The organism is Variovorax stachyos (assembly GCF_051400855.1).
Classification (GTDB): domain Bacteria; phylum Pseudomonadota; class Gammaproteobacteria; order Burkholderiales; family Burkholderiaceae_C; genus Variovorax.
In genome coordinates this window covers 413895-425755 of the sequence record NZ_JBLFFN010000003.1, presented here as the reverse complement: position 1 = coordinate 425755, position 11861 = coordinate 413895, and the positions used below count along the sequence as shown (strand labels likewise).

The window sequence follows — 11861 nt, the reverse complement described above, 5'->3', positions numbered from 1 at the left end:
TGGACTCAAGCAAGTTGGGTGTGCATGGCGTACTGCGTGGACAATCGCGCGCCATGAGCTTCGAGGTGGAAATCGGCTACAGCAGCCATCGCGGGCCGCGCCCGCAGAACGAGGACTTCGCCGGCGCGGTGCATGCGCCGCGCGGCGAGGAGTCGCGCGGGCTGATCGCAGCCATTGCCGATGGCGTGTCTTCCGGCGGCCATGGGCTGGAGGCGGCACAGACCACCGTGATCGGCCTGCTGGGCGACTACTTCGCCACGCCCGACACCTGGGAGCCGACCGCGGCCATGGACCGCCTGATCGCAGCCCAGAACGCCTGGCTCGCCGACCACAACCGCCGCCGCCGCCAGGACAGCGCCATGACCACGCTGACAGCGCTGGCCCTGCATGGGCAGAGCTACACGCTGGCCCACGTGGGCGACACGCGCGCCTGGCGCGTGCGCAAGGGGGAGGGCGCGGCCACGCCGCTGACCGTCGACCATGCGCTGGACCATCCCGATTTGCGCAGCCGCCTGACGCGCGCCGTGGGCCTGGACGACTACGTGCGGGTCGACTACCTGCAGGGCGAGCTGCGCGTGGGTGACTGCTTCGTGCTCAGCACCGATGGCGTGCACGGCGTGCTCAAGCCGGCGCGCGTGGCCGAGCTCGCGCTCGCCGCCGGCGCGCAGCAGGCCAGCGATGCGCTGGTCGACGCCGCCATTGCGGCCGGGACCCGCGACAACGCGACCGCGCTGGTCATCCGCGTGCTGGGCCTGGATGCGCGCCAGCTGCATGACGAGCTCGGTGATGCACACCGGCTGGCGCCGCCCGCGGCGCTGAAGGTGGGCGATGTACTGGACGGCTACGCGATCACCGCGCTGGTGGCCGACACCGGCGTGCACCGGCTCTACCAGGCGCGCCATCTGCAAAGCCGCGCGCTGGTGGCGATCAAGACCCTGCACCCCTCGCGTGCCAGCGATCCCGAGGAACGCGCCATGCTGGCGCACGAGGCCTGGCTGGGCTTGCGCGTGGGCGCCGCCCGGCCGACCGAAGGCGCTCGCACGGCGGCCGAAGGCAAAGGTGATGCATCGAACGCGCGCGGCGAGCGAGGCTTCGTGCGCGTGCACGAGCGGGCCGCCGACGCCAGCGCGCTCTACACCGTGTTCGACTGGCATGGCGGCCGCACCATCGAGCAGATGCTGCAGGCCGGCACGCGGCCCGCGGTCGCCGAGGTGGTCGCGGCAGCGGTCCAGATCTGCAAGGCCCTGGGACGGCTGCACCGCCACGGCGTGGTGCACCGGGACATCAAGCCCGGCAACCTGCACCTGGGCGAGGACGGCTGCTGGCGCATCCTCGACCTGGGCGTTGCGCTCTCGGGCCGCGAGGGCGCGGCGCAGCGGGAGCTGCATGCGGGCACGCCCAGCTTCATGAATCCGGAGCAATGGGAAGGCGCTGCGGCCGACGCCGGCAGCGACCTGTTCGCGCTCGGGGTGGTGCTTTACCAATGGCTGGGCGGGCGCCTGCCTTACGGCGAAATCGAGCCTTACCAAGTGGCGCGCTATCGGCGCGACCCGGTGGCCCTGTCGCGCATCCGGCCCGACGTGCCGATCTGGCTCGACCACCTGGTGCGCAAGGCGGTGGCCCGCGATCCGCACCAGCGTTTCGAGACCGCCGAGGAAATGCTGCTGGCGCTGGAGCGCGGCGCCGCGCGGCCGGTCAGCGCGCCGGCCGCCACGCCGCTCGTGCGCCGCGATCCCGCCTTGCTGTGGAAGATCGGGCTGGCCGCGTCGCTGCTGTTCAACGCGCTGCTCGTCTACTGGCTGCTGTTCCTGCCGCGCTGAGCGGGGGAGGGAAGCGGCATGGCGCATGGTCGTCACCGTCCGGCGCTGCGGCGCATCGGGCGAACCGGCCGGTCGGCCTCGTGGCTCGCGGGGTTCGGGCTGGTGCGCGCGCGGCCGCCTTTTTCTGCCCAGGTCCGCGTCCAGCGGATCTGCATGACCCGCATCACGCCGAGCATCACCACGGCCAGCACCGCGAACAGCACGAAGCCCCAGGTGTAGCTGCCGAGGTACTGCTTCGACAGGCCCATCGCATTGGGCACCAGGCCGCCGCCGAGCGCACCGATCTCGCCGATCATCGAGCCGGCAACCGCCGTGGTGGTGGGCCAGCGCAGCGGCACCAGCTGGAACAGCGCGCCGTTGCCCGCGCCCAGGGCAGCGAAGCAGACGATCAGCAGCAGCGTGGTCAGCACCAGCGAGCTCGATGTGAAGCCGATCAGCGCCAGCGTGACGGCCGACACCACCAGCACCAGTGTCAGCGTGTTGACCCCGCCCCAGCGGTCGGAAATCCAGCCGCCCATCACGCGCACCGCCGCGCCCATGAAGGCCGCCAGCATCGTCAGCTGGCCCGCCTGCACCTTGCTCACGCCGAACTGGTCGTAGTAGTAGGAGGGCAGGAAGGTGGTGAGGCCGATGAAGCCGCCGAAGGTGATGCCGTAGATCAGGCTGAAGGCCCAGCCATCCTTTTCGAACAGGCAGGCCACGTGCTCGCGCAGGCTGGCGTGGCTGTCGACGTCCGGCGGCTCCTGCGCGAACAGCACCATGACCGCCATCGGGATCAGGATGGCGACCGCCGCGACGCCGTAGACGGCCTGCCAGCCGAGCCATTGCGCCAGCGGCGGCGCGACCAGCACCGACAGCGCCGTCCCCACGTTGCCGGCGCCCACCAGGCCCATGGCCAGGCCCTTGTTCTGCGGCGGAAAGGAGCCCGATCCGAGGGACAGCGCCACGCCGAAGCTGGCGCCGGCGATGCCCAGCAGCACGCCCATGGCCAGCAGGTCGTTGAAGCTGTGCACCATGAAGAAGCCGAACAGCATCGCCAGCGCGATCAGCCCCATCTCCACCAGCGTCGCGTTCTTGCGGCCGATGTACTGGGACAGGATGCCGAGCGGAAAGCGCATCAGTGCGCCGGCGATGATCGGGATCGACAGCATCAGCCCCTTCTGCGCGGCGTTCAGCTGGAAGCTCTCGCTGATGAACGGGGCCATCGCACCGTTCAGCACCCAGATGCAGCACGAGAACATGAAGTAGAAGAAGGCCGCGAAGAGGGTGGGGGCGTGCCCGGAGCGCAGGAAAGACTTGAAGCTGGTCATGGCTGTGGCAGTGCGAAAAGCATCCGCGCAGCCTTGGCGCGACCGCGTGGATGGACGATGAAAAGGGAGCGTCCCGCCGGGAGCTGGCGGAATGGACTGGGGGTGAGCGGGTCCTGTCGGGGACCCGGGCCGGCATGGAGGCCGACGACTTCACCAAAGCGGTGCTTCGTTACACCGCCCTCGTCGTTACGCAAGACACGTGCCTGCAGCCGCGCCACCGCTTCGCCTATGCTGCGACCGCCTGCCTTGTTCGCAATTCGCCTTTCATGATCCGACTGCTGCTCGTTCTTCCCGACCCCGTTCCCGATGCCGAGGGCCCGCCCGAAGCGCTGCGCCAGGTCCTGGCCGACGCGGATGCGGCGGCGATCGGATGGGCGAGCTGCGACACGATGGTGCAGGAGGCCGCGATGCTCGCACCGCAGCAGGTGCTGTTTCACAGGCCTGCGTCGATGGCCCGCCTGCAGGCGGCGCTGCAGGCCTGGGCCGGCGCGCCGCCGCAGCCGGTCGTCGTGATCAGCGAGCCGCTCTCGCCGCAGGTGCACGAGGAGCTGGTAGGCCTGGGTGTGCACGCCTGGGTCTGCGCGGACGCACTGGATGCAGCGGGTCTGCGCGCCGTATTGGCACGGGCGCAGGCGCGCTGGCAGCGCGAGGCCGCGCTGCGCGACACCTTGGCGCGCTCGCTGGCGCACCTGGACGAGCGCAAGTGGGTGGACCGCGCCAAGGGCCTGCTGATGTCGGCCCGCGGCATCGGCGAGGACGCCGCCTTCGGCCTGCTGCGCGGCGCCGCGATGCACGCCAACCTTCGCGTCGGCGAACTGTCGCGCTCGGTGGTGGAAGCGGCCCAGTGGGCCGAGGCCATCAACCGCGCCGGGCAGCTGCGCATGCTGTCGCAGCGGCTGGTGCGGCTCGCGGCGCAGGCGCTGGCGGGCGTCGAGGTGCGGCGCAGCCGCGCGCTGCGCACGGAGTCGATCGAGCGCGTGAAGGACAACCTCGATCATCTGGGCGGCCTCCCGCTGGATACGGCAAGCGGGCAGGCGCTGGCGGGCGTGCGTTCGGCCTGGGAGGCCCTGGACAGCGCGCTGTCGGTGCGGCTGTCGCCGGCCTCGCTGGCGGCGGTCGATGCGAGCGCCGAGGCGCTGCTGAGCGCGGCCGAGGCGCTCACCGACGCGCTCGAATCCTCGGCTGGCCGCCGGGCGCTGCGCATCGTCAATCTCTGCGGCCGGCAGCGCATGCGCGTGCAGCGGCTGGCCAAGGATGCGTTGCTCGGCGCGATGCTGCCGGGCGGCGCGTGGAGCGCGCACCTGGCCTCGACCATGGACGCCTTCGAGGCCTCGCTGCTGGAGCTGGAACGCGCACCGCTGAGCTCGCCCGAGATCCGCGCGGCACTCAGCGGCGCGCGCGACGAGTGGCTGAGGCTGGTGCGCGGCGTGCGCCAGGCCGAGCGGGCCGAGGGCCGTGCCGAACTGGTGCGCGCCAGCGAGGTGCTGGTCGACACCTTCGACCGGCTCACCGCTTCATACGAACACAGCCTGCAGGTCATCATGTCCTGACGAAATGGGCTCGCCCCCAGGTTGGCTCACTTCGTGTAGCCGCCCACTCCCTACCGGGGGCAACTCCAGCGGCCCGGCAAAGCCGGTTCCGCGGTGTTCCCCGAACAGGACCGGCTTCGTCGGCCGCGGATTTCATGGCTGATCAGGCCGCAACCTTCTCCACGTGCGCCTGGCGCGTGTAGAGAAAGTCGATCACGGCCTTGCGGGCGTGGACGTAGACCGGGTCCTCCGCGAGCTCCACGCGGTTGCGCGGGCGCGGCAGGTCGACCGCCAGCACCTCGCCGATGGTGGCGGCCGGGCCGTTGGTGAGCATCACGATGCGGTCGGACAGGAGCACCGCCTCGTCCACGTCGTGCGTGACCATGACCACCGTGCTGTGCGTCTTCGCGACGATGGCCAGGAGCTCGTCCTGCAGCTTGGCGCGGGTGAGCGCGTCGAGGGCGCCGAAGGGCTCGTCCATCAGCAGGACCTTGGGTTCCATCGACAGCGCACGGGCGATGCCTACGCGCTGCTTCATCCCGCCCGAGATCTCGCCGGGGCGCTTCTGCGCGGCGGCCGTGAGGCCGACCAGCGCGAGCGCGGCCTCGGTGCGCGCCTTGAGCTGCGCCTTGTTCTCGGTGGCCGAGAACACGCGCTCGACCGCGAGGTACACGTTCTCGTGGCAGCTGAGCCAGGGCAGCAGCGAATGGTTCTGGAACACCACCCCGCGCTCGGGGCCGGGGCCCTTGACCTCGCGGTTGGCACACAGCAGCGATCCCTGCGTGGGCGTGGTGAGTCCGGCGATCAGGTTCAGCAGCGTCGACTTGCCGCAGCCCGAGTGCCCGATCAGCGTGATGAACTCGCCCTTGGCGACGCAAAGGTTGATGTCGCGCAGCGCGAGGAAGCTGCCTTTGGGTGTCTTGAATCGCTGCTCGACGCCATGAATTTCGATGTACTTCGAGTCACTCATGACTTCACCTCTTCGAACGTGAATGCCGTGGCGATCCGGATCAGGGCGAACTCGAGCACCAGCCCGACGATGCCGATCACGAAGATCGCGATGATGATGTTGGCGACGTTGAGGTTGTTCCACTCGTCCCACACCCAGAAGCCGATGCCCACGCCGCCGGTCAGCATCTCGGCGGCGACGATCACCAGCCAGGCGGTGCCGACCGCGAGGCGCACGCCGGTCAGCATGTAGGGCAGCACCGCGGGGAACAGGATCCGGGTGAGGATCTTCCACTCGGAAAGATCGAGCACCCGCGCCACGTTCATGTAGTCGCTGGGCACGCGCTGCACGCCCACGGCGGTGTTGATGATCATGGGCCAGATCGAGCAGATGAAGATGGTCCAGATGGCAGCCGGGTTGGCGCCCTTGAAGACCAGCAGGCCGATCGGCAGCCACGCCAACGGCGACACCGGGCGCAACAGGCTGATCAGCGGATTGAACATGCGCGCGAGGAAGCCGAAGCGCCCGATCGCGAAGCCGGCCGGGATGCCGACCACGGCGGCCAGTCCGAAGCCCAGCGCCACGCGCTGCAGCGAGGACAGCACGTTCCAGCCCACGCCCTGGTCGTTGGGGCCCTTGCTGTAGAACGGATCGCTGAACACGGTCAGCGCCTGCTGCCAGACGGCACCGGGCGAAGGGAAGCCGGTGGTGCTTTTCAGCGCCACCAGTTCCCAGATCAGGATCAGGAGGGCGAAGCCGAGGATCGGCGGCAGCACGCGCAGCCAGATCCAGCTGAAGTCGCGTGGCGCGCCGGCCGGGACGTCGGCTTGCGGCGGCACGGACGCGGCAGCGGCGGGGGCCGCCGGCGCAACGTTCCTGGCGACCGCGGGGGCGGCGACATGCCCGGCAGTGGCTTCGAGCGGGGAGTGAAAGACGGCACTGACCATGGGGTGCTCCTCAGACATTCAGCTTGAAGGAATCGGCGTACTGCTTCGGGTTCTTCCCGTCCCACACCACGCCGTCGATCAGCTTGCTGGTGCGCAGCAAGTCCTTGGGCACCGGGGTCTTGCTGGCCGCAGCGGCCTGCTTGTAGACATCGACGCGGTTGATCTCGGTGGCCACCTTGAGGTAGTCGGGGTGTTCCTTCAGCAGGCCCCAGCGCTTGTGCTGCGTCAGGAACCACATGCCGTCGGACAGGTAGGGGAAGGTCGCCGCCCCGTCGTTGTAGAACTTCATGTGGTTGGGGTCGTCCCAGTTCTTGCCCAGGCCATTGGTGTAGCGGCCCAGGATGCGCTGGTTGATGGCGTCCACGCTGGTGTTCACGTAGCTCTTGTCGGCGATGGTCTCGGCCATCTTGTTCTTGTTCTGCAGGCCGGTGTCGATCCACTTGCCGGCTTCGAGAATCGCGGCCGTCACTGCGCGTGCGGTGTTGGGGTATTTCTTGACGAAGTCGCCCGTGGTGCCGAGCACCTTCTCCGGGTGGTCCTTCCAGATGTCCTGCGTGGTCACGGCGGTGATGCCGATGCCGTCCATGATGGCGCGCTGGCCCCAAGGCTCGCCGACGCAATAGCCGTCCATGTTGCCCACGCGCATGTTGGCGACCATCTGTGGCGGCGGTACGGTGATGACCTTGGCGTCCTTCAAGGGGTTGATGCCGTTGGCCGCCATCCAGTAGTAAAGCCACATCGCGTGGGTGCCGGTCGGGAAGGTATGGGCGAAGGTGTATTCGCCTTTCTCGGTGCGCATCACCTTGGCCAGCGAGGCACCGTCGACCGCGCCCTTGTCGGCCAGCTTCTTCGACAGCGTGATCGCCTGGCCGTTGTTGTTGAGCGTCATCAGGATGGCCATGTCCTTCTTGGGGCCGGCCGTGCCGAGGTGCACGCCGTAGATGAGGCCGTACAGCACGTGGGCGAAGTCCAGCTCGCCGTTGACCAGCTTGTCGCGCACGCCGGCCCAGCTCGCTTCCTTGCTGGGCACGATCTTCACGCCGTACTTCTTGTCGATGCCCAGCACCGAGGCCATCACCACGCTGGCGCAGTCGGTCAGCGGGATGAAGCCGATCTTGACTTCCTCCTTTTCGGGCTTGTCCGAGCCCTGGGCCCAGACGGCGGCGCGCAGGGCCGGGTCGAGCCCGACGGCGCCAACAGCAGCAGCCTGCAGGACGCGGCGGCGGCTCAGTTTCGGTTTCAGCAGATCGTTCATGGGCGCACTCCGAGGATGAAAGACGGGAAGCAAAAACAAGAAAGGCGTCCGCACCACGCACGGGCCGCTCGAAACGAGCCCTTTGCGGGATGGGGACGCCTTTGTCCGATTCGGTGGCCGCACCCGCCGTTGGGTGCCGCCTGCCTGAGGCCTCGCGGCCCTACGCGAGTTCTCTACGCAAAGTGCATGCCAGGGGTGATGCACCCTGGATTGCTATCCGTTCGATAGCGCGAGCGGCCGATGTCGAAAGGAGCGCCCGCTGAAATTGCTTGCTGCCCGGGGCCGGGCACTCTTGTTGTGCAGCGCACCATATGGGACCGCGGCGCTCAGCGCACGGGCTCGCCGGGCAGGTACTCGGCCATCGAGAGCACCGATTCGGCCACCTCGACCAGCCGCCGGCCCTGGCTCATCGCGGTCCGCCGCAGCATCTTGTGAGCCTCTTCCTCGCTGAGCCGGCGGTGCGCCATCAGGAGGCCCTTGGCGCGCTCCACCAGCTTGCGTTCATTGAGGGCAGCGCGCACGGTCTCGAGCTCGTCGCCCATGGCCTGCAGCCGATGGGATTGCTCCTGCACCATCTCGAGTACCGAGCGTTCCAGCTGGCGGCCGAGGGGAGAAGTCGCGGCCAGGCCGCGCGGCTGGCTGCTGCACATGTGGCTGGGCGGCAGCTCGTCGAGGAAGGCGGCTGCGGCCGCGCCAGGCTCGACCGCCAGCTGGGCGAGCAGCTGTTCGTGGACTCGCAACTCGGCCCGGGCGCGCATCGTCTTCTGCTCGCAAAGCAGGCGCAGGTCCGCGGCCAGGCGCTCCTCGATGGCCTGCATGGCGTCGATGCGAAGGGAGCAGCAGTCGAACCAGACGTGGCTCAGCTCCGCATCCAGGCTCACGCCCGCGGGCGCCGCGCAGGCGACGCGCCGCAGGCGCTCCTGCTCGGCCAGCTGCGGCGCCGACTGGCTGGCGCGCCACAGTTCGGCCAGCGTCGCGCCCGAGAACTCGCTGAAGACCTGGAAGCAGCGCTCCTGCGACTCGATAAGGTGAAGCCATTGCTGCTGGCGCGCGCCGTCGTTGCAGCCGGAGGCGAAGGCCGCGGCCCCGCAGGCGCGTTCCTGGCCGGCGAATTCCTTGCCCTGCATGAAATGGAACATCGCGACCAGCAGGCGCGAGATCTCCGGGTCGGTGGCGCCGTCGGCGGCCTCGAAGACCACCGCGAGCAGCCCGGAGACCAGCTTGACGAAGGCAGCGGTGGCGTCGGCCGCCGAGAGTTCCATCGCGCCGATGCGCCGGCGCAGCTCGGGCAGCGCGTCCAGGCCCGGCAGGACCCAGGCAATGCGGCTGAACAGACGCGCGCCGTTGCCGATGCGAACCGCCTCGGTGTCCAGTTGGTCGAAGGCGCTGCGCACGGCCCGCTCCGCGCGCAGGCAGGCCGCGATCTGCGCTTCGCGCTGCGCCACGAAGCGCCGGCCGTTCGAGGCCAGCAGCACGTTCGAGATGCCGCGCTCGCGCTGCAGCGCGTGAACGAGGCGGCCGATGGTCGCCACGAGCTCGCTGGTGCGCGCGAGTTGATCGAGCTCGTCGATCTCGCAGCGCAGCGCGGCGATCAGAAAACTCAGGCCGGACTTCATCGTGGGTGGGAGCAGGGCGGGCCGGTGGCCCATCCCAAGGACATGCAGCAACAATCGTGCCCCCGCTGCGCCAGGCCCCTAAACTCGCCGCATGCTTGTACTGGGAATCGAATCGTCGTGCGACGAGACCGGCGTGGCACTGGTCGAGTCGGAGGTCAGCGGTCTGCCGCGCCTGGCCGCCCACGCGCTGCACAGCCAGATCGCGATGCACCAGGCCTATGGCGGCGTGGTGCCGGAGCTGGCGAGCCGCGACCATATCCGGCGTGTGCTCCCGCTGGCGCAGCAGGTGCTGTCGGAAGCCGGGCGCGGGTTGCCGGATATCGACGTCGTCGCCTACACACGCGGGCCGGGCCTGGCGGGCGCGCTGCTGGTGGGTGCAGGCGTGGCTTGCGCCCTGGCAGCCGCCCTGGGCAAGCCGGTGCTGGGCGTGCATCACCTCGAAGGCCATCTCCTGTCGCCCTTCCTGAGTGCCGACCCGCCCGAATTTCCTTTCGTCGCGCTGCTGGTATCCGGCGGCCACACGCAGTTGATGCAGGTGGATGGCGTGGGGCGCTACGAGCTGCTGGGGGAGACCATCGACGACGCGGCCGGCGAGGCTTTCGACAAGAGTGCCAAGCTGATGGGCCTGCCTTATCCGGGCGGCCCTTGGCTGGCCAGGCTGGCGGAGCAGGGCGATCCCGCCGCCTTCAAGCTGCCGCGGCCGCTGATGCACAGCGGCGATCTCGACTTTTCATTTGCCGGGCTCAAGACGGCGGTGCTGACGCAGGTCCGCAAGCTCGGCGACGCGTTGGAAGCGCGCAAGGCCGACTTGGCGGCTTCGACCCAGGCGGCCATCGTCGAGGTGCTGCTGAAGAAATCGCTCCGCGCCCTCGAGCAGAGCGGGCTGCAGCGCCTGGTGGTCGCCGGCGGCGTGGGCGCGAATCGCGAACTGCGCGCGCAACTTGATGCAGCCTGCGCCAGCCGCGGCGTGCGGGTGCACTACCCGGAGCTGCATCTTTGCACCGACAACGGCGCCATGATCGCGATGGCCGCCGCGATGCGGCTACAGGCCGGGCTGCAGGCAGCGACGGACCGCTACGCCTTCGACGTCAAGCCGCGATGGCCATTGGCCTCGCTGGGTGTGCCGGAGCCGCAGTTCGGCTAGGCGCATGCCTGCGGGCGCTATGCGCAGGCAGCGGCAGCACGTCGAGCATCTTGCGCCAGAGCTGTGACCACTGTGGCCAATCGTGGCCACCCTCGGTGGTGAACACGCGTCCGGCCGGCAGGGCGTCGGCCAGCAGGCGGTGGTTGGCAGCGAAGCGGTCGGCCAGTCCGAAGCCCAGGTACAGCGGCGGCAACTCCTTGGCCGGCTGGGCGGCGGCGTATTGCTGCAGCCAGGGCCAGAGCTTGCGGTCGACCTCCTGGTCCGGCGGCGGGCCTTCGGGCGCCTTCCAGGCGCGCAGGCCGCCAGCCTTGTGGATCTCGGCGCCCAGCGGGCGTCGCCCCAGGTAGGGAGCCAGCGTCACGATGCCGTCGACGGTGCCGGGCTTGGCGAGTTCGTGGATCAGGGCGCCGAAGCCGCCGATCGAGATGCCGATCAGCCAGAGGGACTTGTAGCCCAGGGCGCGCTGGGGTTGAAGGATGTCATCGTGCAGCCGCTCGATGAAGGTCTGGTCGTAGTAGTACGAGACGTCTGCATCGACCAGCAGGGCGTCCGCCGCCAGGTCGCGTTCCCTGACCGCGCTGATGAAGCCTTCGCGTTCGAATTCTTCCGGCTTCAGGAAAGCCCCCGGCAGGAACACCAGCAGGGTGTCCGAGCGCGCATCGTTGCTGGCAAGTTTCAGGTGCGTTTTCATGGGTGCTTCATCAGGGCTTGTGATTTTTTTTGCCGCGTTCGCAGCCGGTTCAGCTTGCGAATCAGGACCAAAAGCATCGAAGATGCGCCACCAATGTGACGTTCTTGGCACATATTTTGTATTCAAGAACGAAAAAAGCCGGCAACAAAGAGTTACCGGCTCATTCAGCTTGTTGTGTTTCAGCGCTTCTGAAACACCCGTGCCCACTCAGTGGATTGGCAGCTGGGTCACATTGCTGACCGGGACCTGCTTGCCGAGCTTCAGCGTCAGGACGCCGTTCTCGAGCTTGGCCTCGCTGGCAGCGGCATCGATGTCCTGCGGCAGCTCGTAGGCGGCCTTGAACTTGCGCTTGGCCTCGGCCTTGCTCTCGATGCGGACGACCGCGCCTTCGATGCCGATCGTGAGGTCTTCGCGTGCGAAGCCGGGAACGTCGAGGGTGACGGTCCAGCTCTTGTCGTCCTGTTCGACATTGAGCGAACGGCGCGCGGCGACGAAGGCGTCGGAGACGAAGCGATCGTACGTATGGGGCACGAAGCGGGGGGCGCGAAGAACGGGGGCGAAGAACATGAGGGTGGTACTCCTGGATGAACACAATGGGGA

10 protein-coding genes are annotated in these 11861 nt (G+C 68.8%); 3 read left to right on the top strand and 7 right to left on the bottom strand.

What is annotated here, in order from left to right; all coding sequences use genetic code 11:
* Nucleotides 1-53: 53 nt before the first annotated feature.
* Nucleotides 54-1820 carry a bifunctional protein-serine/threonine kinase/phosphatase gene (locus ACMGEZ_RS08070; RefSeq protein ID WP_436821735.1) on the top strand — a complete coding sequence of 589 codons (1767 nt, stop codon included), beginning with the start codon at nucleotides 54-56 and terminating at the stop codon, nucleotides 1818-1820.
* Nucleotides 1821-1852: 32 nt separating this feature from the next.
* Here the strand turns inward: ACMGEZ_RS08070 and ACMGEZ_RS08065 are convergent, their stop codons facing one another.
* Nucleotides 1853-3130 carry an MFS transporter gene (locus tag ACMGEZ_RS08065; RefSeq protein WP_436821734.1) on the bottom strand — a complete coding sequence of 426 codons (1278 nt, stop codon included), beginning with the start codon at nucleotides 3128-3130 and terminating at the stop codon, nucleotides 1853-1855.
* 266 nt (nucleotides 3131-3396) lie between these two features.
* On the opposite strand from ACMGEZ_RS08065, the gene ACMGEZ_RS08060 reads away from it, so the two are divergent.
* On the top strand, nucleotides 3397-4680 hold the full coding sequence (locus ACMGEZ_RS08060) for a type IV pili methyl-accepting chemotaxis transducer N-terminal domain-containing protein (RefSeq protein WP_436821733.1): 1284 nt from the start codon (nucleotides 3397-3399) through the stop codon (nucleotides 4678-4680).
* Between the two features lie 142 nt (nucleotides 4681-4822).
* On the opposite strand, the gene ACMGEZ_RS08055 is transcribed toward ACMGEZ_RS08060, so the two are convergent.
* The 4 genes from ACMGEZ_RS08055 to ACMGEZ_RS08040 all read right to left on the bottom strand — a co-directional run bounded on the left by ACMGEZ_RS08055 (nucleotide 4823) and on the right by ACMGEZ_RS08040 (nucleotide 9426).
* A complete protein-coding gene (locus ACMGEZ_RS08055) occupies nucleotides 4823-5629 on the bottom strand; it encodes an ABC transporter ATP-binding protein (protein ID WP_436821732.1) in 807 nt (268 codons plus the stop codon).
* A complete protein-coding gene (ntrB, locus tag ACMGEZ_RS08050) occupies nucleotides 5626-6555 on the bottom strand; it encodes a nitrate ABC transporter permease (RefSeq protein WP_436821731.1) in 930 nt (309 codons plus the stop codon). Before ntrB ends, ACMGEZ_RS08055 begins: the two co-directional genes overlap by 4 nt.
* 10 nt (nucleotides 6556-6565) lie before the next feature.
* Nucleotides 6566-7810 (bottom strand): CmpA/NrtA family ABC transporter substrate-binding protein, encoded by a 1245-nt coding sequence (locus ACMGEZ_RS08045; RefSeq protein ID WP_436821730.1) that lies wholly within the window; start codon nucleotides 7808-7810, stop codon nucleotides 6566-6568.
* Between the two features lie 326 nt (nucleotides 7811-8136).
* A complete protein-coding gene (locus ACMGEZ_RS08040; RefSeq protein ID WP_436821729.1) occupies nucleotides 8137-9426 on the bottom strand; it encodes a nitrate- and nitrite sensing domain-containing protein in 1290 nt (429 codons plus the stop codon).
* A gap of 91 nt (nucleotides 9427-9517) precedes the next feature.
* Here ACMGEZ_RS08040 and tsaD point away from each other — a divergent pair, with 91 nt between their 5' ends.
* Nucleotides 9518-10570: a tRNA (adenosine(37)-N6)-threonylcarbamoyltransferase complex transferase subunit TsaD gene (tsaD, locus tag ACMGEZ_RS08035; protein WP_436821728.1), complete on the top strand. Its 1053-nt coding sequence runs from the start codon at nucleotides 9518-9520 to the stop codon at nucleotides 10568-10570.
* Here the strand turns inward: tsaD and ACMGEZ_RS08030 are convergent.
* Nucleotides 10515-11261 (bottom strand): alpha/beta hydrolase, encoded by a 747-nt coding sequence (locus ACMGEZ_RS08030; RefSeq protein ID WP_436821727.1) that lies wholly within the window; start codon nucleotides 11259-11261, stop codon nucleotides 10515-10517. The genes tsaD and ACMGEZ_RS08030 overlap by 56 nt on opposite strands.
* Nucleotides 11262-11468: 207 nt before the next feature.
* On the bottom strand, nucleotides 11469-11828 hold the full coding sequence (locus ACMGEZ_RS08025) for an Hsp20/alpha crystallin family protein (protein ID WP_436821726.1): 360 nt from the start codon (nucleotides 11826-11828) through the stop codon (nucleotides 11469-11471).
* Nucleotides 11829-11861: the final 33 nt, after the last annotated feature.

Bases quoted from the DNA above. Each gene is read 5' to 3' on its own strand.
- ACMGEZ_RS08070 (WP_436821735.1), top strand. From the start codon at position 54: ATGAGCTTCGAGGTGGAAATCGGCTACAGCAGCCATCGCGGGCCGCGC.
- ACMGEZ_RS08065 (WP_436821734.1), bottom strand. From the start codon at position 3,130: ATGACCAGCTTCAAGTCTTTCCTGCGCTCCGGGCACGCCCCCACCCTC.
- ACMGEZ_RS08060 (WP_436821733.1), top strand. From the start codon at position 3,397: ATGATCCGACTGCTGCTCGTTCTTCCCGACCCCGTTCCCGATGCCGAG.
- ACMGEZ_RS08055 (WP_436821732.1), bottom strand. From the start codon at position 5,629: ATGAGTGACTCGAAGTACATCGAAATTCATGGCGTCGAGCAGCGATTC.
- ntrB (WP_436821731.1), bottom strand. From the start codon at position 6,555: ATGGTCAGTGCCGTCTTTCACTCCCCGCTCGAAGCCACTGCCGGGCAT.
- ACMGEZ_RS08045 (WP_436821730.1), bottom strand. From the start codon at position 7,810: ATGAACGATCTGCTGAAACCGAAACTGAGCCGCCGCCGCGTCCTGCAG.
- ACMGEZ_RS08040 (WP_436821729.1), bottom strand. From the start codon at position 9,426: ATGAAGTCCGGCCTGAGTTTTCTGATCGCCGCGCTGCGCTGCGAGATC.
- tsaD (WP_436821728.1), top strand. From the start codon at position 9,518: ATGCTTGTACTGGGAATCGAATCGTCGTGCGACGAGACCGGCGTGGCA.
- ACMGEZ_RS08030 (WP_436821727.1), bottom strand. From the start codon at position 11,261: ATGAAAACGCACCTGAAACTTGCCAGCAACGATGCGCGCTCGGACACC.
- ACMGEZ_RS08025 (WP_436821726.1), bottom strand. From the start codon at position 11,828: ATGTTCTTCGCCCCCGTTCTTCGCGCCCCCCGCTTCGTGCCCCATACG.